Source organism: Trichormus sp. NMC-1 (genome assembly GCF_001858025.1).
Taxonomy (GTDB): domain Bacteria; phylum Cyanobacteriota; class Cyanobacteriia; order Cyanobacteriales; family Nostocaceae; genus Anabaena.
This window is the reverse complement of record NZ_LZQD01000009.1, coordinates 184,573-210,056: the sequence shown is the minus strand read 5'-3', so window position 1 is coordinate 210,056 and position 25,484 is coordinate 184,573. Positions and strand designations below refer to the sequence as shown.

At 39.9% G+C, this 25,484-nt stretch carries 25 protein-coding genes; 9 read left to right on the top strand and 16 right to left on the bottom strand.

The annotated features are described in order from the left end of the window. Window positions 1–93: 93 nt before the first annotated feature. The gene (locus A9Y75_RS22915) at window positions 94–789 is read left to right on the top strand and encodes a TrkA family potassium uptake protein (RefSeq protein WP_071191833.1); all 696 of its coding nucleotides are present in this window, start codon (window positions 94–96) and stop codon (window positions 787–789) included. A gap of 135 nt (window positions 790–924) precedes the next feature. Here the strand turns inward: A9Y75_RS22915 and A9Y75_RS22910 are convergent, their stop codons facing one another. From A9Y75_RS22910 to A9Y75_RS30290, 3 genes are all read right to left on the bottom strand, one after another. Then, window positions 925–2,028 (bottom strand): tetratricopeptide repeat protein, encoded by a 1,104-nt coding sequence (locus tag A9Y75_RS22910; protein ID WP_071191847.1) that lies wholly within the window; start codon window positions 2,026–2,028, stop codon window positions 925–927. 255 nt (window positions 2,029–2,283) lie between these two features. Continuing rightward, window positions 2,284–3,402, bottom strand: a complete 1,119-nt coding sequence (gene queA, locus A9Y75_RS22905; protein WP_071191846.1) for a tRNA preQ1(34) S-adenosylmethionine ribosyltransferase-isomerase QueA — start codon at window positions 3,400–3,402, stop codon at window positions 2,284–2,286. Between the two features lie 184 nt (window positions 3,403–3,586). Continuing rightward, the gene (locus A9Y75_RS30290; RefSeq protein WP_269086329.1) at window positions 3,587–3,712 is read right to left on the bottom strand and encodes a hypothetical protein; all 126 of its coding nucleotides are present in this window, start codon (window positions 3,710–3,712) and stop codon (window positions 3,587–3,589) included. 143 nt (window positions 3,713–3,855) lie between these two features. Between A9Y75_RS30290 and A9Y75_RS22900 the strand changes: the two genes are divergently transcribed. Then, window positions 3,856–5,079 (top strand): bifunctional sterol desaturase/short chain dehydrogenase, encoded by a 1,224-nt coding sequence (locus A9Y75_RS22900; RefSeq protein ID WP_071191832.1) that lies wholly within the window; start codon window positions 3,856–3,858, stop codon window positions 5,077–5,079. A gap of 266 nt (window positions 5,080–5,345) precedes the next feature. Then, entirely contained in the window at window positions 5,346–5,750 is a 405-nt protein-coding gene (locus A9Y75_RS22895; protein ID WP_071191831.1) for a hypothetical protein, read from the top strand. A 261-nt stretch (window positions 5,751–6,011) separates the two neighbouring features. Here A9Y75_RS22895 and A9Y75_RS22890 read toward each other — a convergent pair whose 3' ends face one another. Next, a complete protein-coding gene (locus A9Y75_RS22890; protein ID WP_071191830.1) occupies window positions 6,012–6,287 on the bottom strand; it encodes a hypothetical protein in 276 nt (91 codons plus the stop codon). 103 nt (window positions 6,288–6,390) lie between these two features. Between A9Y75_RS22890 and A9Y75_RS22885 the strand changes: the two genes are divergently transcribed. Next, a complete protein-coding gene (locus tag A9Y75_RS22885; RefSeq protein ID WP_071191829.1) occupies window positions 6,391–7,164 on the top strand; it encodes a hypothetical protein in 774 nt (257 codons plus the stop codon). Window positions 7,165–7,171: 7 nt separating this feature from the next. On the opposite strand, the gene A9Y75_RS22880 is transcribed toward A9Y75_RS22885, so the two are convergent. Beyond that, window positions 7,172–8,524 carry an N-acetylmuramoyl-L-alanine amidase gene (locus A9Y75_RS22880; RefSeq protein ID WP_071191828.1) on the bottom strand — a complete coding sequence of 451 codons (1,353 nt, stop codon included), beginning with the start codon at window positions 8,522–8,524 and terminating at the stop codon, window positions 7,172–7,174. 15 nt (window positions 8,525–8,539) lie between these two features. Here A9Y75_RS22880 and A9Y75_RS29885 point away from each other — a divergent pair, with 15 nt between their 5' ends. Next, the gene (locus A9Y75_RS29885; protein WP_236721501.1) at window positions 8,540–9,205 is read left to right on the top strand and encodes a hypothetical protein; all 666 of its coding nucleotides are present in this window, start codon (window positions 8,540–8,542) and stop codon (window positions 9,203–9,205) included. Window positions 9,206–9,208: 3 nt separating this feature from the next. Then, window positions 9,209–11,116 (top strand): DNA primase, encoded by a 1,908-nt coding sequence (gene dnaG, locus A9Y75_RS22870; protein ID WP_071191827.1) that lies wholly within the window; start codon window positions 9,209–9,211, stop codon window positions 11,114–11,116. A gap of 272 nt (window positions 11,117–11,388) precedes the next feature. On the opposite strand, the gene ureG is transcribed toward dnaG, so the two are convergent. From ureG to A9Y75_RS22835, 7 genes are all read right to left on the bottom strand, one after another. Continuing rightward, window positions 11,389–11,985, bottom strand: coding sequence for an urease accessory protein UreG (ureG, locus tag A9Y75_RS22865; protein WP_071191844.1), 597 nt, complete (start codon window positions 11,983–11,985; stop codon window positions 11,389–11,391). 116 nt (window positions 11,986–12,101) lie between these two features. Further along, window positions 12,102–12,785 (bottom strand): urease accessory protein UreF, encoded by a 684-nt coding sequence (locus tag A9Y75_RS22860; RefSeq protein WP_071191826.1) that lies wholly within the window; start codon window positions 12,783–12,785, stop codon window positions 12,102–12,104. Continuing rightward, window positions 12,766–13,203 (bottom strand): urease accessory protein UreE, encoded by a 438-nt coding sequence (ureE, locus tag A9Y75_RS22855; protein WP_071191825.1) that lies wholly within the window; start codon window positions 13,201–13,203, stop codon window positions 12,766–12,768. The genes A9Y75_RS22860 and ureE overlap by 20 nt, the downstream gene beginning before the upstream one ends. Before the next feature lie 240 nt (window positions 13,204–13,443). Then, the gene (locus tag A9Y75_RS22850; RefSeq protein WP_071191824.1) at window positions 13,444–13,785 is read right to left on the bottom strand and encodes a cupin domain-containing protein; all 342 of its coding nucleotides are present in this window, start codon (window positions 13,783–13,785) and stop codon (window positions 13,444–13,446) included. 214 nt (window positions 13,786–13,999) lie between these two features. Further along, on the bottom strand, window positions 14,000–14,392 hold the full coding sequence (locus A9Y75_RS22845; protein WP_071191823.1) for a hypothetical protein: 393 nt from the start codon (window positions 14,390–14,392) through the stop codon (window positions 14,000–14,002). A 94-nt stretch (window positions 14,393–14,486) separates the two neighbouring features. Beyond that, window positions 14,487–15,593, bottom strand: coding sequence for a DJ-1/PfpI/YhbO family deglycase/protease (locus A9Y75_RS22840; RefSeq protein ID WP_071191822.1), 1,107 nt, complete (start codon window positions 15,591–15,593; stop codon window positions 14,487–14,489). A gap of 101 nt (window positions 15,594–15,694) precedes the next feature. Further along, complete coding sequence (locus A9Y75_RS22835) at window positions 15,695–16,072, bottom strand: DUF2267 domain-containing protein (RefSeq protein ID WP_071191821.1); 378 nt, start codon at window positions 16,070–16,072, stop codon at window positions 15,695–15,697. Window positions 16,073–16,924: 852 nt separating this feature from the next. Between A9Y75_RS22835 and A9Y75_RS22830 the strand changes: the two genes are divergently transcribed. Next, window positions 16,925–17,146 (top strand): hypothetical protein, encoded by a 222-nt coding sequence (locus A9Y75_RS22830; RefSeq protein ID WP_071191820.1) that lies wholly within the window; start codon window positions 16,925–16,927, stop codon window positions 17,144–17,146. Window positions 17,147–17,466: 320 nt separating this feature from the next. Here A9Y75_RS22830 and shc read toward each other — a convergent pair whose 3' ends face one another. Beyond that, on the bottom strand, window positions 17,467–19,377 hold the full coding sequence (shc, locus tag A9Y75_RS22825; RefSeq protein WP_071191819.1) for a squalene--hopene cyclase: 1,911 nt from the start codon (window positions 19,375–19,377) through the stop codon (window positions 17,467–17,469). A 143-nt stretch (window positions 19,378–19,520) separates the two neighbouring features. On the opposite strand from shc, the gene A9Y75_RS22820 reads away from it, so the two are divergent. Continuing rightward, complete coding sequence (locus A9Y75_RS22820) at window positions 19,521–20,702, top strand: glycosyltransferase (RefSeq protein WP_071191818.1); 1,182 nt, start codon at window positions 19,521–19,523, stop codon at window positions 20,700–20,702. On the opposite strand, the gene A9Y75_RS30285 is transcribed toward A9Y75_RS22820, so the two are convergent. The 3 genes from A9Y75_RS30285 to A9Y75_RS22810 all read right to left on the bottom strand — a co-directional run bounded on the left by A9Y75_RS30285 (window position 20,693) and on the right by A9Y75_RS22810 (window position 21,847). Then, window positions 20,693–20,818 carry a hypothetical protein gene (locus A9Y75_RS30285; protein ID WP_269086328.1) on the bottom strand — a complete coding sequence of 42 codons (126 nt, stop codon included), beginning with the start codon at window positions 20,816–20,818 and terminating at the stop codon, window positions 20,693–20,695. The genes A9Y75_RS22820 and A9Y75_RS30285 overlap by 10 nt on opposite strands. Before the next feature lie 63 nt (window positions 20,819–20,881). After that, a complete protein-coding gene (locus A9Y75_RS22815; RefSeq protein ID WP_071191817.1) occupies window positions 20,882–21,574 on the bottom strand; it encodes a phosphorylase in 693 nt (230 codons plus the stop codon). A gap of 39 nt (window positions 21,575–21,613) precedes the next feature. Then, window positions 21,614–21,847 carry a hypothetical protein gene (locus A9Y75_RS22810; protein WP_071191816.1) on the bottom strand — a complete coding sequence of 78 codons (234 nt, stop codon included), beginning with the start codon at window positions 21,845–21,847 and terminating at the stop codon, window positions 21,614–21,616. Between the two features lie 420 nt (window positions 21,848–22,267). On the opposite strand from A9Y75_RS22810, the gene A9Y75_RS22805 reads away from it, so the two are divergent. Then, on the top strand, window positions 22,268–25,066 hold the full coding sequence (locus A9Y75_RS22805; protein ID WP_071191815.1) for an efflux RND transporter permease subunit: 2,799 nt from the start codon (window positions 22,268–22,270) through the stop codon (window positions 25,064–25,066). Window positions 25,067–25,484: the final 418 nt, after the last annotated feature.

Below are 25,484 nucleotides of genomic sequence, written 5' to 3'. Positions count from 1 at the left end.
GACGCGGAGAAAATGAAGAATAACTTAATTATCTATTCCCAATGACCAATTACCAATTACCAATTACCAATTACCAATTACCAATCACCAATTATGAATCTTTCATCATTAAAGTTTTTTCGCAGTTTACGTCAAGATAACCACCAATTTGCGGTAATTGGGTTAGGTCGTTTTGGTCGTTCTGTATGTTCAACATTACATAATTTAGGTTATCAAGTTCTGGCTACAGATATCGATGAGAAGCGGGTTTCAGAAGCATTAACTGAGGAAATAGTTAGCCATGCTGTGCAATTAGACTCAACTGAATCTGCCGCACTCAAAGAAGCTGGTATTCTTGAATTTGATACAGTAATTGTGGCAATTGGTAACTATATCCAGGAAAGTATTATCACGACTCTCAATGTCAAAGAAGCTGGTGTACCTCATGTAGTTGCTAAAGCTTCTAGTGAAGTTCACCGCAAGCTGTTAAAGCGAGTGGGAGCAGATCATGTAGTTTTCCCAGAATATGAAGCAGGTTGTGCTTTAGCAAGGACACTGACTAAACCATCTATTCTAGACCGATTTGATCTCGACCCAGATCATAGTATTGTTGAGTTGATTGTCCCTGATGAATTTCACGGCAAAACTGTTGCAGAAATCCAACTTCGTAATCGTTATGGTTTAAATTTGTTGGCAGTGAGTCAGGATGGTAAATTTAAGATTAATCCTGACACCACCAAGCGTTTAGAACGTGGTTCCGCAATGGTAGTTATTGGCTGCAATAAAGATATTAACCGCTTGCCAATTTGAGGAAGCAGGGTGCAGGGGGCAGGTTGCAGGGGGCAGGTTGCAGGGTGCAGTAGATCATTATTTCTCCGCGTCACCCCATCTCCCCATCTCCCCATCTCCCCATCTCTTCATCTCCCCATCCCCGCGTCCCCGTCATCACCTCGGCTGTTGTTCAACAGTCTTAGGCACTTCAGTGGGGTTTACTGGCATTGCTTGCTCAGGTGCTGGTAGTACTACATCACTGTTAGAAGTAGGAGTTGGGGTTGCTGTTTGACTAACTTCAGGTTTTTTTGTTGTTAAATATTGGGCAATTTGCTGTGTCATCTGGTCAATTTTTGCGAATTGCTCAGTATTGCCTTGTTGAGAATATTCTTGACGAGCGCGTTTTAATGCTTGATAAGCTTGTTTGAAATTGCCTTGATTATATAAAGTTACCCCTAAGTTATAGTAAGCTAAAGCATTTTTGGGATTTTGGCGAATAGCTTGTTGGTAAATGGTAATAGCTTGGGAGGGTTGACCCTGAATTACCATGAGACTACCCAAATTGTTGTAAGCTACGGTATTGTTGGGATTTAGCTTTAAGGCTTGACGATAGGCTGTGATGGCTTGTTCTACTTGACCTTCTTGTTGAGATGCGATCGCTAAATTAAAGTAAGCATTAGAATTGCTACCATCTAAATTAATTGCTTGTTGAAAAGCTGCGATCGCTTCTTGTCGCCGTTCTTGTTCGTATAATACTAAACCTAAATTATACTGTGCCGCCGCCATTGTCGGACTTGTTACCAACGCTTGACGGTAAGCTGTAATTGCTGCTTCTTTTTGTCCTTGTTTTTGTAAAGCTAACCCCAAATTGTAATAAGCATCACCTAAATTGGGATTCAGTCTAATCGCTTCTCCATATTCTTGGACAGCTAAATCTAGGCGATTTTGCTCCAAAAATATATTACCTAAATAATTTCGCGCCATGCCAATGTTAGGATCTCGCTGCAAAGCTTGACGAAATGCAGATTCTGCACCTTGTAAATCTTGGCGCTGATAACGTGTCACTCCCAGTTGATACAAGATAGCTGCGTCTAAATCCTGAGAAACGGCCTTTTGTGCCAACAACTTACTACCAGGTAAATCAGTAATTGTCGGTAATCCCAACAACAGAAATGCCGAAGAAGCTAATACGATTCCTAATTGCTGTGCATAATTTTTGGAAAATGATGCTTTAAACAGCCTGTGTAAGCACGGTGTACTCTGAATTGTTTTAGACATGAATTGTAACCCTGTATTCATATATTCTCACTCAATCAGAGTACCCATAACTAAATCAAAAATTCACAATTCACAATTCGTAATTCGTAAACAGGGAACAGGGAACAGGGAACAGGGAACAGGGTGCAGGGAACAGGGAACAGGGAACAGGGTGCAGTAGGTAATTATTTCTCCGCGTCCCCGCGTCTCCCTATCTCCGCGTCTCCCTATCTCCGCGTCAGTCTAAATGATCGTGCGATTCAACTGGACATGATATTACTCAGCACTCAGAGTTCCTTCAGGCAAAATCAGCATGGCATCACCAAAAGAATAAAAACGATATTGAGAGGCGATCGCTTGTTGATAAATCTTCAATAACCTCTGTCTACCAATTAAAGCACTTACCAACATCAATAAACTCGAACGCGGCAGGTGAAAATTAGTAATTAGACCTTCTACTACCCGCCATTGATAGCCAGGATAAATAAACAAGTTTATTTTGCCTACATAGGGTTGCAAATCCCCAAATTGAGCCAAACCCTCTAAAGTACGAACTACCGTGGTGCCGACGGCAATAATGCGCCCCCCAGCGGCTTTAGTAGCCCGGATTTGCTCAATTGTCGTAGCACTGACTTCAATCCATTCTTCATGCATTTGGTGAGTAGTTACATCTTCGACTTCCACAGGACGAAAAGTCCCGACACCAACGTGCAGCGTGACAAAAGCTTGATTAATGCCGCGATCGCGCAATTTATCCAACAGTTCTGGTGTAAAGTGTAATCCTGCCGTTGGGGCTGCGATCGCTCCTTGTTGTTGAGCATACACCGTTTGATACTGTTCATCAGCAGCCGTAGAAGCCGTGATATAAGGAGGCAGCGGTATTTCCCCAAATTGCTCTAACACTTGCACCAAAGAAATATTCTCTGGTAAATCAAATTGTAATAACCGTCCTCCTGTTGCCGCATCCGTCTCCAAAACTGTTGCCGTGAGTTCAGTGCTGAGTGATAATTTGTTTCCATCAAAAATAATTTGAGTTCCAATTTTAAAGTGTTTTCCTGGCTTCACCAAAGCCAACCAACAATTATGCTGTCTTTCTTCCAACAGCAAAACTTCCACTTTGGCCCCCGTTGACTTGCGTCCATACAAACGTGCTGGCATGACTTTAGTATTATTCATCACCAACAAATCACCAGGTTGTAGTAGTTCAGGCAAATCCCGGAAAATGTGATTTAGGGCTAACGTTTCCTGTCCCGCACTGGGAGAATTAACCACCAGTAAACGCGAACTATCCCTTGGAACAGCCGGATTTTGGGCAATCAGTTCACTTGGTAGTTCATAGTCATACCCAGACAATGAACGGTCTAAATTAATATTTTGTATCTCTAAGTCAGACATTTCCTTAAAAGGTCGGTTAGAAACCGCATATACAAAGCAAAAACCCACCTATATATTTTGAAATCGTTAATTTTCCATGTTTGTTCAATAAATAAGGGTTTAGCAATACTAAACCCTTACTTGATTATAGTTAATCATGTTTATTTTATGATAGTTCTTCCTTATCAGTTTCATGATAACAAATCTAAAATCCGTTGTCAACCCCCCAATACTCATTCGCCAGTTTTACTCCTGAATTCTGACTCCTGACTCCTGACTCCTGACTCCTGACTCCTGCTGTATATAGGACTCCTATTTGATTATTGAACAAGACTCAGTACATACTGAAACCGATGAAGTTGATTAGAATGCGTGTGGCGGTTAAAGCGGTGAAGCTACTGTTCAAGGAACTGGTTTTGGCAAGAAAAGTTCTAGACTGAATAATTAAGAATAAATGGTGTCAACAAAAACGTGATGAGACTGGCTGAAAGCTTAACAATTGATTGGGTTTTAGTAAACACCTGCGTGCAGTTTGCAGCTTGGGGGTTATTCTCCCTATTACTCGCAGAAATATTAAGGGACAGCTACCATGCTTTGTGTCACCAGGTTACTTGGCTGGCTAAATGGCACAATAAGCACCATGTGGCTTATCGTCGGGATTTATCGTTAGTTTCCCAGAAAGCTTATCTAGATTCCCAGCTTTACCACGACATATTAGAGTCGAGTTTACTGGTAGTCATATTAACAGCACTTGCCTTACTCGCCCAGCAATGGGGGTTATGGTTGGGAGTCGTCTATGCTGTAACTTTTTTGTATGGTGCATCTGGGCGCTATTTCCAAGGGACAATTGATACAGACTACAACCACCTACCTGGACCTTTAGAGACAATTCCTTCCGTTTGGTTCGTGAATAGAACTTATCATTGGCGACATCATTTTGATGATGTTAACGCTTATTACAGTGGTGTCTTTCCTTTAGTAGATAAAATTTTGGGAACAGGACTTTCTGTCAAAGGTAAAACCGTGGCTTTAACGGGTGCGTCTGGTGCTTTAGGACAAGCATTAGTGGCGGAGTTACTGAAGCACAATGCTACAGTTGTGGCATTAAGCACCAATCCCGACAAAATACAGCCGCAAGCTGGAGTGAAAGTGCTGGCTTGGGAATTGGGTAATGAAGCGAAACTACAAGCCAGATTAGAGAAAGTGGATATTCTAATTATCAATCATGGCGTGAATGTTTATAGCGATCGCACTTCGGCAGCAATTCAAAATTCCTATGAAGTGAACACTTTTTCGGCGTTGCGGTTGATAGATATATTTTCTGCAACTGTTAGAGGCCCATTCGCTAAAGCTACCAAGGAAATTTGGGTTAACACTTCGGAAGCGGAGGTTTCCCCAGCCTTGAGTCCCCTTTATGAACTTAGTAAAAGAGCCTTAGGGGATATTATTACTCTCAAGCAACTAGATCGAGTTTGTGTAATTCGCAAGTTAATCTTGGGACCTTTTAAAAGTCAACTAAATCCTTATGGTGTGATGTCAGCAACCCAAGTAGCGCGAGGGATTTTGTTTTTAGCCAAGCGGGATTTTAGGAATATTATTGTCACGGTAAATCCGCTGACATATGTGCTGTTTCCCATCAAGGAATTTACAACTTGGTTATATTATCGCCTTTTTAGTAAAGCCTTAAAAACTGACTGATTTTACAGCAATTAGGATTTTAATCAGCCATCTTGTAGAGACATTTACTAATAGACATCTGGTGGTAAATATTGTAGAGACGTTCCATGGAACGTCTCTACAAGGGTTTTAGGTCACGCATATTTAAAGAAAGGTCGATGTCTAATTTCTACATGGTGGTATGGCGATTCTCAATGAGTCATGAACACATATTTTATAGTGGATGTTGGGTTACGACGCGGTTTTTTATCGTCTTGATCATCAAATTTTACAATTCTTAGAAGAATATGGTGCGCTTGTTTTTGACAGTGATTTTAGTTTTTTTAACTTCATGTAGTAGTATTGTATTGCTACCGACTTATGATTTAGTCCAAAAAGCGATCGCACTCCAGGTAGAACAAACCCAACAACAACTTAGCCAAAAGCTAGATTTAGACTTCCAAGCATTTGACATCCAGGGACTTTCAATTACTCAACAAAAACCCCTAACGATTGAAAATTTACCCGCTTACCGTGTGCGGGGAACCTATAATCTCATAGTCAAATTACCAAAACGCAGCTTTACCCAAGCGCAAAAACCCTTTGAACTTTATTTGCAAATTCAGAAAGAAGGTAAAAGCTGGAGGTTGCTGCTTCCAGACAAAAATAGTCAAAATACTCACCCAATTTGGCGTAGTTATCTGATTCTTTAGATCAATTCACTTAATTAAAGCTACAAATGAATCTCCGCGTCTCTCCGTCCCCGCGTCCCCGCGTCTGTCCATTTGTATCAACCTTAAAGTGAAACGGTATTAGTTGGTGTGTGCTACTGCAAAAACTATCACAAGTCAACAAGCTAAAAACTCAAGTTCAAAATCCCAAATTTTTATACAGCAGGAGTCAGGAGGGGCGAACGGCCGTTCGCCCGTACAGTAGTCAGGAGTCAGTAGTGAAACTGGCTTGGTGTCTAGGTTTCAAGTTTGATTTTGTACCTCATTGATCTGCAATCTGCTGTAACTAAGTACCCACGCAAAATTAATTGTACATATTGATTGAAAATAAAAATGTCTGTATTCCTTACCTGTTCCCTGTTCCCTGTTCCCTGTTCCCTGTTCCCTGTTCCCTGTTCCCTGTTCCCTGTTCCCTGTTCCCTGTTCCCTGTTCCCTGTTCCCTGTTCCCTGTTCCCTGTTCCCTGTTCCCTGTTCCCTGTTCCCTGTTCCCTCTCGTAACTATAAAATTTATTTTGCACGACTACTTACCATGTGCTATTAGAAAAACCAGCACATAGACAGAAGTATAACAGCTAACCTATAGCCATGATGGGGATAACTGTTTTACCGAAGATAAAAAATATGTATTTCAACTTTTTTATCAGTTCTATTGTGGGAATTGTTGTCACAGTATTACTAGCTTTTGGGGTTTTGCAATGGTTACATATCCCTGCTGGTAATTTTCTCGATTGGGTGATTGGTGGTGCAAGTTTTTGGTGGTTATTAGTAATTGTCACAGTTCCTTGGAATGTGCATTTTCAAGCTAAAGAAGTTTTAGCAGAAGCCGCAGAATCAATTGAAAAAAACATTCCTGTAGATGAAAAACAAATTAATTATGTAAAAGCTTTAGCCAAGCGCTCCTTCTGGCTGGCAATTGGTTTACACTTAATCTCAGCCGTTGGTCTTTATATCTTAGCGGCTACTGGTATTAGTGCTGTAGGATATATCAGTTCTGGTGCAGCTTTGTTATTAACTTTACTGCGTCCAGCTATCAGCGCTTATGAATATTTATATGCTCGGTTGAGAATGATTCGCCAAGCATTTACTTATCCTCGTGAAGATATTTTGGAACTTCGTAACCGCTTTTATGAACTTGAACAAAAAATCCAATCTTTAGAAGATCAACTCAATCCAGAACAGTCTTATTCTTTAGTAGCTAATCAACAACGTTTTTCTGAAGAAACCCGCCGAGAACTAGCGCGAATTATGGCTAATTTAGAGGAATTGCGGGCTACAAATCAATCAGAACATGAACGTCTATCGAGAGAAGCTAGAAATGCGATCGCCCAACTTTCTAGTGATGGACAATTTCTCGATAATGTTCGGGAAATTATCAGATTCTTTAAATCAGCATAATCATAAATCAAAGTAATCCGGCTGATTCATAAAGTCGTTTAAATAAGGCTTTAATTTTTGTACCATAATCTAAATCTGCTGACCATCTTCCTGATAGTTTATCAACTGATGGAGCAATACCCCTGGTAACAAATCTAAACCGAGGATCTACTTCTTGTTGTACTAAAGGTTCTAAACTGGCGTAGGCTTTCAAATGTTGAATATGCGCTCTGACACCAATTCTGGCACTAGGAAAAGATGCTGCTTGTGCGCCACCACCTATTGCTCCTAAACCAGCAAAGTTATTTTGCTGAGGTTTAACATCGCCACCAAAACGTAAGAATCCAGTTTCTAAACACATTTGACAAAAGGCAATATCATGGTTTACTCCTTCGAGAGCAGCTTCTTCTCGATAAAGTTTCGGCACATCAGGAAACTGGATTAGGGCGTTTTCATTGTTGTTCTTTAAAAAGATTTGTAGCTGTATTTCTGAGGTATTGCCATTGGAAATAATTTTGTCAATTTGTCCTGGACAAACTGTTAAAATCGAGCGTAACTTGAGAGTACTAGTTGCACCATCCCAGGCAATAGAAATATTAAAATCCCGAAGTTCGATGGCTTTGATGTAAACTATGCGGCGATAGGTAACACGGTTAACATTAGGTGATTTTGATAAATCAAGCCCTAGCCGATCTACTAAATCAATGGGGATGTAAGAGTTGCCATTAATCAGTACTCCTTGCTCTGCGTAATTTTGGCCATTGATATTGATATTAATTGGTGGATAATTGGGTTCTACGGGACTTCCAGGATTCGGATCAATTACTCGACTCCAAGCTATTAATCCATCAACAATTCCTAAAGCAAAATCACGGCGACGAGTTTGTAGTAAAGTTCGATCATCTGGACTGCTAATAAAACCTACTTGTAGTAATAATGCTGCGATCGCAGTCTGACGACAAAATCTTAAACTACCTAAGCCACTATCTGTATCAGGTTTAACGCCACGATTCGGTAATTGAGGCACACGGCGCAACAATCCCATCAGCAACATCTCTGCATTTTGCTTACGGATATTGTTGTTGGCAATATAGAAAACACTAGCTCCCCGGACACTAGGACTACTAGCCGCATCAGAATGAATTTCTACCGTCACATCAGTGGAACGAGCGCGAGAATTAATCCAGGTGATAGTTTGAGCAGCACTCAAATCATCAGGAACAGCTAACACTTCCACAGTCCGGGATCTCAGTTCTGTAACAATCAAATCCCGTAAAAGAATCATTTCTTTCGCTTCAGTAGTACCACCTGCGATCGCACCAGAATCAATTCCGCCCGCTTCTTTGCCCCCATGCGCCGCCGAAATAAATATACGTCCCATTTTTGATGTTTCCCGTTGTTAAGCTTCAGCTTATGCAATTTTATCGATTATTCGGGTTCTGGGAACAAGAATTATAATAGTCATTGGTCATTAGTCATTGGTCATTGGTCATTAGTCATTGGTCATTGGTCATTAGTCATTGGTCATTGGTCATTAGTCATTGGTCATTGGTCATTAGTCATTGGTCATTGGTCATTAGTCATTGGTCATTGGTCATTAGTCATTGGTCATTGGTCATTAGTCATTGGTCATTGGTCATTAGTCATTGGTCATTGGTCATTAGTCATTGGTCATTGGTCATTAGTCATTGGTCATTGGTCATTAGTCATTGGTCATTGGTCATTAGTCATTGGTCATTGGTCATTAGTCATTGGTCATTGGTCATTAGTCATTGGTCATTGGTCATTAGTCATTGGTCATTGGTCATTAGTCATTGGTCATTGGTCATTAGTCATTGGTCATTGGTCATTAGTCATTGGTCATTGGTCATTAGTCATTGGTCATTGGTCATTAGTCATTGGTCATTGGTCATTAGTCATTGGTCATTGGTCATTAGTCATTGGTCATTGGTCATTAGTCATTGGTCATTGGTCATTAGTCATTGGTCATTCCTCCCCGTCTCCATCTCCATCTCCGTCTCCCTCTCCGCGTCCCCGCGTCCCCATTCCCCCCATTACCTAAAAAATGCAAATCCCCCGCTTACATCCAGACACAGTTGAAGAAGTCAAACTCCGGGCTGATATTGTTGATGTTGTTTCGGAGTATGTAGTCTTACGGAAGCGCGGAAAAGATTTTGTTGGTTTATGCCCTTTTCATGATGAGAAAAGCCCCAGTTTCACCGTCAGCCCAAACAAGCAAATGTATTATTGCTTCGGTTGTCAAGCTGGAGGTAACGCCATTAAGTTTGTGATGGATTTGAGTAAACGCCACTTTACGGAAGTGGTACTAGACTTAGCACGGCGTTACCAAGTCCCTGTACAAACCTTAGAACCAGAGCAAAGGCAAGAATTACAGCGCCAGTTATCTCTGCGTGAGCAGTTGTATGAGGTTTTGGCTTCCACAGCCCAATTTTATCAACACGCCCTCAGACACACGCAGCAACAAAAGGTAATGCAGTATTTACAGGAGAGTCGCCAACTTAAAGAAGAGACAATTCAACAATTTGGTTTAGGTTATGCGCCTTCTGGTTGGGAAACCCTGCATCGGTATTTGGTGGAAGATAAACGCTACCCAGTGCAATTGGTGGAAAAGGCGGGTTTGATTAAACCGAGGAAAGAAGGAGGTGGATATTATGATGTATTTCGGGATAGGTTGATGATTCCTATTCGTGACGTACAAGGGCGAGTAATTGCTTTTGGTGGGAGAACTTTGACAGATGAACAACCCAAATATTTAAATTCCCCAGAAACAGAACTTTTTAGTAAAGGTAAAACCTTATTTGCTCTAGATCAAGCTAAAGACGGAATTGCTAAACTAGATCAAGCTGTGGTAGTTGAGGGATACTTTGATGCGATCGCTCTCCATGCTGCGGGAATTAATAACGCCGTCGCTTCTCTGGGAACAGCTTTAAGCATAGAACAAGTCCGTCTACTCTTGCGTTACACCGATTCTAAACAACTAGTACTCAACTTTGATGCTGATAAAGCTGGAACCAACGCGGCCGAAAGAGCGATTGGTGAAATTGCAACTTTAGCATATCAAGGCGAAGTGCAATTAAAAATTCTTAACTTACCCAACGGTAAAGATGCTGATGAATACTTGCATAGTCATACAGCCGCAGATTATCAGCAACTATTAACCAACGCTCCATTATGGTTAAATTGGCAGATTCAGCAAATTATTAAAGATAGAGATTTAAGACAAGCTACCGATTTTCAGCAAGTCACGCAACAAATAGTAAAACTCTTGCAAAATATAGTTAATAGTGATACTCTTAATTACTACATTTCCTACTGTGCAGAAATACTCAGCTTAGGGGACGCTAGACTTACTCCTCTAAGAACTGAGAACTTACTAACTCAAATTGCTCCTACTAAGGTACAAAGCCCAAGTGCAAGAGTACGCAAACAGGAGCCTAAAACGCCAAAGCTATCTCTAGTAAATACTGAACGTAGTCTACTAGAACGAGCCGAGGCGTTATTATTACAAATTTATCTCCATTGTCCAGAACAACGTCAAGTAATAATTAACGAATTAGAAGAGCGAAATTTAGAATTGAGCCTTTCTCATCACCGGTTTTTATGGTTACAGATTTCCGAATTAACAGACGAAGCTGATTTAATTTCCAGTTTGCAAAATCGATATTTAGAATTATCAGAAGAATTAGTATTAGTTGCTCATTTATTCCATTTAAATGAGAAAACCAATAAAGAAATATTGCGTACTCCCCAAGTAGTTCAAGCAACGCTGGCTTGTATGGAAATAGTCTTGAGAGAAAAGCGTTGTCGTCACTTTATGGAACTATGGGAGAACATAGATATCCAAGCAGAACCTGAGAAATATAAATATTATGCAGACGCTATGTATGCTGAAAAAACGCGACTACAAGAACTAGACAAACTACGACAATTTTCGATTACAGAATTATTGTAATATCACAGAGAATAGGGTTGAAACTATAAACGGTGTTAGTCGTATAGCTCACCAAAACCCGCTTACGGTGGGCAATGCCCACCCTACTTATATTTCAAAAATCGAATAGGATTGCTATATGAAATATGGTTCGTTAAAAAAACTTTAACAAAGAGTAATACAGCACTTCCCGATGTTATGAGGTACAAGAACCCCACCCCCAACCCCCTCCCCGCAAGCGATGAGGGGGCTAAGATGTACCTCATAAGAGCGGAAACCGCTGTAGCCTTATTTTAGCAAATGTGTTTGGTAACAAATTTAATAACATCTGCTAAACCGGCTTGAGTTTTCAAATTCGTAAAAATGAAAGGTTTTTGATCGCGCATTTTTTTTGCATCTCGTTCCATCACACCTAAATCAGCACCAACATAGGGTGCAAGGTCAGTTTTATTAATAACTAATAAATCAGATTTAGTAATACCTGGGCCACCTTTGCGGGGAATTTTATCACCAGCAGCCACATCAATCACATAGATTGTTAAATCAACTAATTCAGGACTAAAAGTAGCAGCTAAATTATCACCACCACTTTCTAAAAAGACCAAATCTAAATCTGTAAATTTTTCTTCTAATTGTTCAATTGCGGCTAAATTCATCGAAGCATCTTCGCGGATAGCAGTATGGGGACAACCTCCTGTTTCTACACCCAAAATGCGATCGCTCTCCAACGCCTGAGAACGCACCAAAAACTGGGCATCCTCTTGAGTATATATATCATTCGTCACTACTGCTAAGTTATATTGTGCGCGTAAAGCCTTACACAAAGCATCAACTAAAGCCGTTTTCCCCGAACCCACTGGCCCTGCTACCCCAACTCGAAATGTATTCATAAAATTAGTCATTAGTTATTAGTCATTAGTCATTGGTCATTGGTTATTTGTGAAATTATCAAATATTCCCTATTCCCTATTCCCTATTCCCTGTCACCTGTCACCTGTTCCCTGATTTAACTTCTAAACAACCTAGTATACTGGATTTCATGCTGCATACTAGCCAAAGATAACCCCCAACTACAACAAGCCAAATCATCATCCTCCAAAGCCAGAATTTCCACCATTGCAGCAATTAATAATTCTTGTAACCCAAGTAATAATTCTTGTCCAGCAGTTTGACCTAGGGGAATAAGTTTAACTCCCGCAGTAATTAAATTATTTGCCCAACTATGGAGATATGCTAATGATGCAGCGTCTGTGCTGATTTGCCAATGAGCGCCAGCAATCCCAAAAGCGATCGCATAATTGCAAGGATAACCCACAGATGTAGCTAATGGTAAAGTTGCCGGTGCGAGTTTACCTAATAATTGTAAGAGCGATCGCCCCATTTGCCAACTAGAAGCGCGTAACTCTTCGGTATCTCTCACCGCAGATAACCACAAATTCCATCGACGTAAAGCTTCTACATCATCCAGATTAGCAGCATTTAACGCTCTTACCATTACAGCGGTATCTAGCCGAATTGACCCATAACGTAACTCAGCTTCTAACCAATGTTTGAGATTTTCCACATTAGTAATAGTGCCATTTTCCACCAACATTTCCAAACCTTCTGAATAGCTATAAGCTCCCACCGGTAAAGCTGGACTAGCTAATTGTAAAATAGATAAAAAATTACTATGAGTGAGAATGTCCATAAGCTCCTAATTCTGGTTGAAAAGGTACAACCTCTTCCTTAATTTCTAAACCCAATTGTGTCAACATAGCCTGTAAAACTGCATCTGGCGACAAGCGTAAATAAGTTGGAGTAATTTCTACAGGTACATGACGATTTCCCAAATGATATGCAGCCCTTAATAGTAAAGGTGTGGCGGCAAACACAGTCAAAACAGGTTCAGGTTTAGCAATAATTCTGATTAAATTACTTTGACTTTCATCAGCGAGAATGTCACCATCATGTAAAACTGTACCTCTTGGTAAACGCAAAAACACAACTTTACCATCCTCCAATGTAAATCGGTGACGGCTGCGGGCGCGTTCTTCTGCGGTGAGTGCGAGAGTTAAATTAACTACAACATTGGAGTCAGTTCGTTGATATTGCGTCAAAGTTAGCATAATTGATTCATCAATACATATCTTGATGAATTTTAAACCTTTCTTGTCCCACAAAACTATAAATCCATAAAAGCCCCCTTACTTATTAAGTAAAGAGGCTAGTAATTAGATATTTAAACTATTTACAGCAGATTGCAGATCAATGAGGTACAGAATCAAAATTGAAACCTAGATACCAAGCCAGTTTTACTCCTGACTCCTGACTCCTGACTCCTGCTATATTTAAACTATTTAAACAGTTTAATGTTCATCTCTTGCATGAATGTGAGCCGGCGGACTAGTCGCCTCAATTGCTGTAAATGGTTCCAGAATGTTATAAGAATGCATCGCACCCTTTGGTACTACCCAGGAACTTCCCCTTTCCAACAAAATTTTTTGTCCCTCAATATCCAATTCCGCGCGACCATTAATAACAAAACCAACAGTTTCATATTCTCTTTGAGTTGGCTGCTTATCATTTTCTGGTTGTTCGTCTTCCCACAAACGCATGGAAACATTTTTACCAGATGCAAGATATTTTTGTCCGAGTTGACCTTTTGGAGAGTAGGCAGAATCTACTTTTTTAACACTGGTATCACTCATATTTTTACCGCCAAAATTATTAAATGTGAATTCATAAATATGCCAGAAAGTTGTTAGCCAATACTGTTCGGTTAAGAGTTTTCGTAGGTTGGGTTAAGCGATAGCGCAACTCAACAAAAGCCTATCAATGTTGGGTTTCCTAACGTCAAACCAACCTACATAATTATATTTTTTGGGCTTAACAGAAAAGTATTGAGTTGTTAGCTACTTATTGTTATTTTGATTTTTCCGGAATAGTTTCTTGATAAAAACCGCGTCGAGTACCCGTAATTGGCTCTACAGTTTTTTCAACATTTGTTTTTACATCTTCTAAAAACTCTTTGGTCGCATCAGGAACTGGTTCATCAAGATTTAGTTTTTCTTTGATGTTTTCTGCTGTCTCTTTCAGTATTTTCGGAGCGTTTTCTACTGGCTTGTCATTTCTGATTTTTGCCGTGTCGGGAGTACCTTTGTAATAGATACCTTCTGGAGTTTTCACAGTCTCAGCTTGCGCCAGAGAATTACTATAATTCAAAGCAGGGAAACCGAAAAAAGTAAAAGCCATCAGAGAAATTATTACAATTGGACGGAAAATTTTTCTTTGGAGAAAATTCAAAATCTGATTCATAAAAAACCTCAAATGTATGCTATTTTGACTCAACATTTAACTTGACCACATATCGAAATTTTGGATGTTTTTATTACTATCCAAAATCTCAAATCTAAGCTTGAGTAACAGCCGCCCCAGAAGTGGGTTTAGGAGGCTTAATACCAGCAGCAATCCGCGCCCGATAAAGTTCTATTAATTGCTGTTCATCTTTACCTAAATCGTTGTGAATTTCTTTGAAAATTGCTGTGGCTACGGGGTCAGTATACATTGCCGACAAATTGCTAAGATCACCAATACCTGTTTGGATATCACCTAATGCACAACGTATTTGATAGATATCATCACTACCAGTTAAGGCTGTTTTTAATTGGGCATATTGATTAGCGATATTAGCAGCCAAAGATGGTTTTTCGTGCAATCTATTCAGATAGGTTTCCAGCTTTTTAATGTGGTGCTGTTTATTCAAAATCATTTCTTGAAACAGAGCGCTTACTTCCTGATCAGATTCTTTTTCTAAATAATGTTCTAAAGCTTCCATCGAATAACGTTCACCAGCTAAAGCCGTATTCAAACCTTTCAGAATTTCATTCTTTGTTGAACCACCCCAAGCATCAGCTAATTTCCACCATTCAGCACTTGTGTCTTTTTCATCAGGTAATCCAGCATCTTTCCCACCATAACCCAAACGATTTAATAGTGCTGTTGTAAAAATTGCCAAGTCACCAGGTTCACGGGATGTAATTAAATTACCGTCTACAACTACTGGTTCATCTATATAATTTGCTCCAGCATTGCTGATGTCTTTGCGAATAGCAGTAAATCCTGTTATTTGTTTACCTTTGAGTAAATCACCTTCAATTAAAACTTGTGGTCCATGACATACAGCAGCTATCAATTTACCTTGCTTCATCGCTTCTCTGACAAAGCAAACTGTATTACAATTAAGCCGCATTTTATCAGGAGCCATACCACCAGGAATTACTACCGCCGCGAATTCATCAACTATGGCTTCTGTTGTGGTTGCATCAGCTTGTTTGCTCAGTTTTCCTCGTTTACCTTTATATTTTTCATTCATCCGAGAACCAAGGACTACTACCTCGATTCCGGCTTGTTTTAATCCATTATAAGGTACTATAAATTCTAGATCTTCTACTCCTTGTTCAATGAGAATAGCGACTTTCTTATTAGCAGAATTACTCGAATTATTATTGTGTGTCATGGATTTATCCCTGGTTATTTGTAAGGATGAGTTGAAAAAATGGTTATTGAATACCAACAATATTTGATAATCTTTGATGAAATTTATTGCTATCTACGTAGTTAAATAGCAAATAATTCTTCGTAATCATGTGAGAAAGAAGTATGAAATTTCAGGAAATTTTCCGGTGTAATAGCATTTTGTAGCACTGCAAAAACCGCACGTACATGAATAGCAGCTGTAGTGGGGTCTATATTTTCTTTTTGACTTGCACGCTCAATAAATTCTTGCAAATGAAATGATTGATTAGCTTCTGTCTCGCTCTCACGTAAATATTGACCTAATGCTTCTGGTAGTTGTGCCGCTAATTCTTGTATTTCATCATTAGGAATAAGTTCCTTAATGGTTGCTAATGTAGCTTGAGTAGCACGTTCAGCCTCTTCACGAGAATTAGATTGGGTTAGACTTTGTACATGAGTAATAAACTCTGTATATTCCATTTTTCACCTCCGTTGATAAAAACTAATCATCTAAATGACGTAAGTTGCTCGTTAGGGAAAAGATGACTTTTCACAGAAAACAAAGGATTTAAATAATCTTCTTACCCACTTAGCAATTACTAACTGAATTAAAAACAAATTTAACTAAGAGATAAACACAGAGTAAACACTATGCTTGTTACTCTGTGGTTGCGGTTGTGATGATTGGGGCAGCTGCACCCTTAAATCCTTACGCCACGCCCTTTGCTTCTTATTGATTAGTTTACGTTTATTTATATTTATCTTCATCTGTCTTACGACTGGTTTAAATATGCTAGTTTGTAAATGACAAATCTATCTTTTTATAGTGTTTTTATAATCTACTACTTACTAATAGTAATGAAGTAATGGAGACATTTGTAAGTGTTGATTTTTGGACATGGCAAATTCTCAAATTACCACTGCTGCTGGGGGGTTTAAATTTCCGTTACAACCATTCATTACCAATAATTTGAAGTAATATGGCGTAATTCAACTTTAGATAGAGCTAATTCCCAACCAATTCCCTACTACGAGAGAGGTTTTATATTTAAGGCTCTACCGTATTTGTTATTTAATGGGTATTAATTTAAAAATACTCTCCTCTGCTATAGGACTAATATAGGACTCCTATATCTGGGCTTACTAAGACTTAAACTATATCTCGATGAAAATCCCTGTCTAAATAATAGCTAAGTTTTGAGAGTATTTATAATTATATAAAACTGTGTTGCTTCTAGTTGCATATCATATTGACTTACTGTGATGAGTTTTTCTACTATTTAAATTAAACGCGGCTTTAGCAGTTCTAATAAAAGTAAGGATACTTCTACAATGTCTAATCTATTATTCACCAATTTACCTGTTGAACAACAAGAAATTATAGTGGGTGGTTCTGATTCTGATAGCGGTATAAACTCTGTTACGGGCAATACCAACACAATTCCTGATGCTGTGAACAGCAGCTTATCCAACTTGTTTGACGTGAACAATTTTTTAGGTAGTATGGATGGATTATTAACTAATTTTATCCCAAATTCAGTTCCGTTGGTTTAACGCAAAGAAACCCAAAATTAGAATTATTAAAGCTGTTGTTGGGTTGCGCTGTCGCTTAACCCAACCTACATTGCTAGACAGCTTTTTGTTGAGATACAATATACAGCGGATTCCTTTGTTATAAGGTACATCATAGCCCCCTCATCGCTTGCTCTTAGGGGGTTGGGGGTGGGGTTCTTGTACCTCATGACACTGGGAAGTGCTGTATATAGTTAGCAGTTTTATGAATCAATGAGAACGAAGAAAATGTAAAGACTTTTCATGAAAAATCTCTACAGTTTTCCTCTTTTCTGTCACCTGTTAACTCTATTTCTTAATAGTTAACTCATAATTGCTTGATATCGCCCCAACGCAATTAAAGGAAAATACTGTTGATAGAGGTGATACTTCAAATAAAAATGACAAGGAAAACCCGTTCCTGTAAAGTATGATTCATCCCAAGTACCATCAGATTTTTGAGTTGTTAATAGGTAGTTAATTCCTTTTTCAAGGCTATCAGTAGCTAATTTACCCGTTGCTTCACCTGCGGCTATTAAACCAATTAACGCCCAAGCTGTTTGGGAAGCTGTGCTGTCTCCTTTTCCTTTCAGGTGGGAATTGTTGTAACTAAAACAAGTTTCCCCCCAACCACCATCATTATTTTGAACTTTGACTAACCAAGCTGCACCTCTTTCTATATTGTCTTCATATTTTTGAGGATTTATCAAAGCTAAAGCTGATAAAACGCCACTAGTTCCATAAATGTAATTTACTCCCCAACGTCCAAACCAACAACCTTCTGATTCTTGTTCATCTAATAGATAAGTTAGGGACTTTTCCAAGTTATCTGGTTTAATTGATAAATTACAAGCCCCCAACATTTCTAATACTCTAGCAGTGACATCTGCTGTATTGGGATCAATCATGGCTTTCAAATCACCATAAGGAACAGAATTAAGCCAATCTTGATTATTATCTACATCAAAAGCCGCCCAACCTCCTGGTTGACATTGCATTGATACTATCCAATTTAAAGCACGATTAATAGCTTGTTTTTTCAGTTCTTCATTTGGCAATTTTGTCTGATGTAAAGCCATGACTACCACAGCCGAATCATCAACATCGGGATAGAAGCGATTGTCAAATTCAAACGCCCATGCGCCGGGTTTTCCTTGATGATTTTTTACCGCCCAATCACCATAATCTAAAATTTGTTTTTCTATTAACCATTCTCCAGCTTTCACGATGGTAGGATGATCTGGTGCAAAACCTGAATCAATTAAGGCGCGAATCGCCCAAGCTGTATCCCATACAGGTGAAACACAAGGCTGAACGCAATAATTATTTTCTGTTTCTATGACAAAATTATCAACTGCTTTTAAACCCCGATATATAATTGGGTCGTTAGCATCGTAATCTAAACACTTTAAAGCTAATAAGGAATTCAACATGGCGGGAATAATTCCTCCCCAATCTCCTGTAGCTTCTTGACGTTCTAAAATCCATTTTTCTGCGGCTTTAATTCCTTCATTTCTAAAAGGTACAAAATTCAAGCTTTCTGCTAATTTAAAACCATCATCGAGGATGTTGAATATATCTGACCAATCGCCATTTTGGGGTAATTCCCATTTGACGTTATTCACACCTTCTGTATATAATTCATCTAAATTGATTGGGTTGTCAATTTGAAAGATAGGTTTACGATCAAAGACAATTAATAATGGTACTGTACTAGAACGCGCCCAACTAGAAAGTTCATAAATATTAAATGGGAAATTATTTGGTAACAACATTACCCAAGAAGGTAAAGAAGGAAGTCCGCGCCAATTGTAACAGCCAATTAATGCCAGATGTAACTTGGTAAAAATGCGAGTTTTGCTGATTCCACCTTTTTCTAGAATCAGAGATTTCGCTTTCACCATTGCGGGATCATTTGCGGGTACACCTAACAACCTCAACGCCATATAAGCTTCTACGGTTGTACTGAGTTCCCCACCATCACCATAAAACAGTTCCCAACCGCCATGTTCTCGTTGTTGCGATCGCAGATATGATTCAACTTTGTGTAAAGGTCTGGTTTTGTCTGTTCCCCAAATCTTGTGCAGCAGAACGGTTTCAGAGGTAATGGTAACATTAGATTCTAATTCCGCCCACCAGTAACCATCTGGATTTTGAATTGAAAGCAGATGTTTTTGACTCGCTGCTATCGCTTCAGTAACTTGCTTGACTTTCACCCTGTCTTGTGTATACATAAAATACTCGCCTCAGCACCAAATAATAATAACGTAACCCTGTAGGGGCGTATTGCAATACGCCCCTACCAATACCAAACATTCTTTCCTAAAATCATTAGACATAGTATTCTGTCTGAGTCACTGAGAATTTGCAATAGGTCATGGCGGCAATTGTATTGGGGTTGATGCTTTTATCCTTGGCAATTTGGTTATTTTTACTGTTGTTTTGGGGGCAGTTTTGGCGAGTAGATCAACAGTTAGAGACAAGAAAAGAGGTTACACAAACAGCCTTACCGACGGTGTGTGTGGTAATTCCAGCGCGGAATGAAGCTGATGTCATCCCGATTAGTTTGCGATCGCTCCTCCTCCAAGACTATGGTGGTAATTTCCAGATATTTTTGGTAGATGATCAGAGTACAGATGGTACAGCCAACTTTGCCCAAGGAGTAGTCTATGCCGTCAACAAACCCCAGCAATTGCATATTGTCTCTAGTCAAGATTTACCTCCTGGTTGGACTGGTAAACTCTGGGCTATGGAACAAGGTGTACAAGCCGCTATAAAGACTTTTCAGGAAACATCCCTACAATTACCCGATTATTTTTTACTTACTGATGCAGATATAGAACATGATCCTAGCAACCTGCGGCGATTAATTACCAAAGCCGAACAAGACAACTTAGACTTAGTATCTGTCATGGTGCGACTGCGTTGTCAAAGCTTTTGGGAACAATTGTTAATTCCTGCTTTCGTCTTCTTCTTCCAAAAACTCTACCCATTTCGCTGGGTAAATAACCCCAAAAAAGCGATCGCAGCCGCTGCGGGAGGATGTATATTAATTCGTCCAGAAGCTTTAAACAGAATTGGTGGGTTGCAAATAATTCGCCAAGCCTTAATAGATGATTGTTCTTTAGCACAAGCCGTCAAATCCAGTCAAGGGCGCATTTGGCTAGGATTGAGTGCTGTAACTCACAGCTTACGCCCTTATGATTCCCTGAAAACGATTTGGGATATGGTAGCCCGTAGTGCCTATACTCAACTCAATTATTCTCCCTTTCTGCTCATTGGCAGTGTGTTGGGAATGATTTTAGTTTATTTATTGCCACCTCTAGGAATTATCCTTGGTTTAATATTAGGCAATTGGGCTATTACCCTCACCGCCTTCACAGTATATTTATTGATGACTTTTGCTTATTTCCCGATTATCCGCTTTTATAAATGTATCCCTTGGTTCGCCTTCAGCTTACCAATAATTGCCCTTTTCTATACCTTAATGACCGTAGATTCCGCCATCCGTCACTGGCAAGGGCGAGGTGGTGCTTGGAAAGGCAGAGTTTATCCGTAATTCGTAAACAGGGAACAGGGAACAGGGAACAGGGAATAGGGAACAGGGAACAGGGAATTCTTATTTTTCCCCGCGTCTCCGCGTCTCCCCATCTCCGCGTCTCCCCATCTCCCCATCTCCCCATCTCCGCGTCACTGCGTCACCGCGTCACTGCGTTACCGCGTCACCGCGTCACTGCGTCACCGCGTCCCCTCATCTCCGCGTCCCCTCAGGGCTGAATCAGCAAAAAGTAATTGAGTAATTTTCGTTAAAACTTTGAGTCCTTTTAAAGATCCACGAATGAGTCGAGTAGCAGCTATAGGTTGACACAGTAGCTGCCAAGCTAGAGGTAAAACTCGCAATGAACCATCAGGACTAATAGCTGATGTCAGATTAGGTATATCGTCAGCAGCATCATCACTAACTACACGCAGTATAGCCACAGATACCCCAATTTGCTGGAAAAATTCCAAGGCTGTAAATCCTTCCATATCTACGACATCAGCCCCTGATATTTTACCCAAATCACGCTTTTCTGCTGCTGACCAAATCACGCGATCGCTCGTTAAGCCTTTGACAAAAGACACATGATCCCCTATTTGGGTATGTATATCTGCGGTGAACGAGCGATCGCACTCTTGCAGATTTTCTTGAAAAAGGCATTTTTGATATAAAACAATATCTCCAACCGTGTAGCGCTGATTTAAACTGCCACACAAACCCATCATCAGCACTCGATTTTCTGGATCATGGGGAATATTTTCTAAGTATTGTCGCAGTGGCTGCATACCCACGGGAATTGCTAAGACTTGTGGTTGGGAACGAGTGACGCGACTTAAACCACGACACACAGCTTTGTATTCTGCACCCTGTGGGACTAAAATTGTGTGCATAAGCACTAATCACATTAAAAAGTTTTAAACTTCGGGCAATTATTGTAGCATGACCCTAGCTCGTGTTCCTGCTCCCCGACTATTGGCGCAAGCAGAACCAGGACAACTACCAGAACCAGGAAAGCTACCGGGACCAGGAGGAACGAACATAAAAGACCAAAGTAATTTCTCCTCTGCTGTGGCTTGAGCCGCTTTAGCTGCTTCATCATCTTCAATTCCTATTCCCAATCCGTTAAATGATTCGCGGGATGTCGCTAAGAAACTGGAAGCCATCGAGAGAAAGTGTCTACAGTAGAAACTGTGTTTACTGCTGTGGCTTCTCGTGAAGGTGAGCCGAATCAGGTACGCTGTATATCAAGCTGAAAAAAGAACGACAAATTACAACATCTGCACTCCCAGATCAACTGCGTTCTGATTTGCCTCTCGTTACCTGGTGTTACTACAAGTGTAGAGGATAGTTAAATTTATTGAACATCGGTTTTACGAACACTAGTACATAACGGCGTAAATTAACCAACCATTAAAAATTCTCAAAAAGCTTGTGTCGTCTGCTTTTTTAATTTTTAATTATTAATTTTTAATTCCGCCCTGCGGTACTAGAATGTAGCCATTGGGAAAACTGACCAAAATGTGGGTCATTAATGTAGCATGACTAAATGATTGTGTCAGCGGTAGAATGATTGATTTTCCAAGATGGTACAGACTAATAACTCAAAATCCGCACGCGAAGTTTTTAATATCTCCAGATGGGCAATTAAATTTTCGTGGTTGACGGTATGTTTTTGGATAGCGGTGACAGTAGCGGGTATTCTCGCTTTCGGTTCTCTCAAATACGCTTTGTTTCCAGATATTACTTTTCCCGTGGTGGTGGTAAATGCTCAAGCACCCCTAACTTCTGCGTTAGAAACAGAAGCTAAGTTAACAAAACCACTGGAAGAAAGCCTCAAGTCCCTAGAAGGAATTGATAATATCCGTTCCTCAACTTATCCGGGGCAAAGTGCGGTAAGCCTGTTGTTTGCAGTTGGTACAGATTTAGAAACTTCTACTAACAAAACGAAGAGCGCACTGAAGGAGTTAAAACTCCCGGAAGGAGCTAATTATAAGATTATTCCTTTAAACCTGAATGAGTCATCAGTCATTAGTTATGCCATTGAGAGTCAGTCAGGAAATTTGGGTGATTTGCAGAAATTAGCCAATGAGAAGATTTTACCAGCGATCGCTAAATTGCCAGGAGTTCTCAAAGTCTCACTTTTGGGCGCTCCACCAAAATCACCTCCTCTCAATCCTAGCAATGCCACTGCGGCTTTAACAGGGGGAGCAAATTTAGTCAGATTTAATGGTCAAGATGTACTAGCATTTCAAGTTATCAAACGTGGTGATGCTAACACTTTAGAAGTAGTCAGTCGAGTCGAACAGGAAGTACAAAACCTGCGTTCTACCCTGAAAGATGTCAAACTCACCCTAGCCGCTACCCAAGCTGAATATATCCGCCAAGCCACCCAGTCAACTATAGATGCGTTGATAGAAGCTATCATTTTGGCAGTTGTCGTAATTTTCCCATTTTTATGGAATTGGCGAGCCACTTTGATTTCTGCTTTGGCAATTCCCACATCTTTGTTAGCGACGTTTATCGTCATGGCAATTTTCGGCTTCAACCTAGAAACGATTACGTTGTTGGCTTTGGCTTTAGTGATTGGTAGTGTCATTGATGATGCCATCATTGATGTAGAAAACATCTTGCGGCACATCGAAGAAGGGCAAAGTCCCCGCGAAGCTGCACACTTAGCTACCGATGAAATTGGTTTAACAGTCGTCGCTACAACTGCCACAGCCGTAGCCGTATTCTTACCTATTGGTTTAATGGGTGGAGTAGTCGGGCAGTTTTTCGAGCCATTCGGAATCACGGTTTCTGCTTCCTATATTGCTTCTACATTGGTAGCTCGGACTTTATCACCGGTTTTATCTATTTACTGGCTCAAACCTGTTAAGAAAAATTCCCAGAACGGAGAATTGAACCACGTTCTGCGAAGCAGTTCCCGAAGGGTAGAACACGAAGAACGCGAAGACAAGAGTGTATCCAAGAGTTCTTGGGTAAGTCTTGCAAATATTGGAGTTTATTTTACCGATGCTTATCGCAATTTACTCTCTTGGTCTTTAAACCACCGCAAAATAGTTATTGCCTTAGCTGTACTCAGTTTTATTGCTGGAATTGCCCTAGTTCCTTTTATTCCCAAGGGTTTTATTCCCAAATTAGATCGCGGTGAATTTAACATTACTTACACTGCACCTCTGCCTAAAATACCTGATTTAGCAGCTTTGCAGCAATTAGGAGATAGGAGGCAGGGAGAAAGAACTTTTTCCCAGTCCCCAATCCCCAATCCCCAATCCCAAATACCTATTCCTAACCCTCTGAATGACTCTTTAGAGGTGGCGAAAAAACTAGAAGCAGAGGTGAGAAAATCCCCAGATGTGGAAACAGTTTTTACTACTGTCGGTTCTCGTGGAGGTGAGCCAAATAAGGGAACTCTCTATGTCAAGCTGAAGGAAGATCGCACGATTAAAACGGCAGAGTTACAAGATCAATTACGGCAAACTTTGCCTAAACTTCCTGGTGTAAATACCAGTGTAGAAGATATTCAATTTGTGGATACTGGTGGAGAAAAACCTTTACAGATAGCACTTCGCGGTAATGATCTCAAAGCTTTGAATCAAGCGGCTAAGTCTATTAAAGACCGCATTACCAAAATCCCAGGATTTGCTGATGTCACAGTTACAGGAGACACAAATAATGCAGATCAGGTTTTTCAAATTGAACGACTGAATCAGGAACGGGTTGCATATATCAGTGCTAATTTGGGTCAGGGTTTAACTTTGGGTGATGCTACAGATAAAATTGTTGCAGAAGCAAAAGGAGTTTTACCTGCTGATATCACTTTAGGTTTAGGTGGAGATTCTGCCCGACAAAATGAAGTTTTTGGTAGTTTTATTTCAACTTTGATTTTATCGGCTTTGTGTATCATTGTTGTGTTAATTTTACTGTTCAAAAGCTGGGTAGATCCGTTAGTGATTGGCGTTTCTTTACCTTTAGCTGTGGTGGGAGCGATGTTAGCTTTACTCTTTACCAAAAGTGATTTTGGCATGATTTCTTTGATTGGTTTTGTGTTTTTATTAGGACTGGCAAATAAAAACGCTATTGTTTTGGTAGATTACATTAATCAGTTACGCCGATCAGGTTTGGAACGCACGGAAGCTATTCTCAAAGCTGGACCAGTCAGACTTAGACCAATTATGATGACTACTGTCTCTACTCTTTTAGGGATGTTACCTATTGCTTTGGGTTTTGGTGCGGGTTCAGAATTGCGATCGCCTATGGCTGTAGCTATTGCTGGCGGTTTGGTAAGTTCTACTATCCTTAGTTTAATTGTTGTCCCGGTTGTCTATACAATTTTAGATGATTGGTTTCCCAGGAAGAAGATGACAGTTGACAGGTGACAGTTTGAGATCCCCGACTTCTAAAACTTCCATCTTGGTAAATGAGAAGATTGATCACAGAAGTCGGGGATCTGATATCGTCTGAATCAGGATTTATAGGATGTTTGTTTGTGTTATAATTTTTTTGTCTGATAGCGTAGCCATATCAGGATGTCCAGGATTAAAGGATTTACAAGATTTTAGTTCCTTCAATTTCTTAAAACATCAAAAAAATTCAAAAATTCAAAAAAAAATTTCGTTTTTTTGGGGTTTAACCCCGTTGACTTTTTCCGCTGGAAGTGATATTTTTATAATGGGAATGCGTGCCTAAATAAAAATTTTACTTACACTCCATTATATTAATAAGACTATCTTACCACATTGACCCCGACTGCGACCCCTAAAAAAAGGAATTTTTTTGAAGAAAAACTTATTTTAA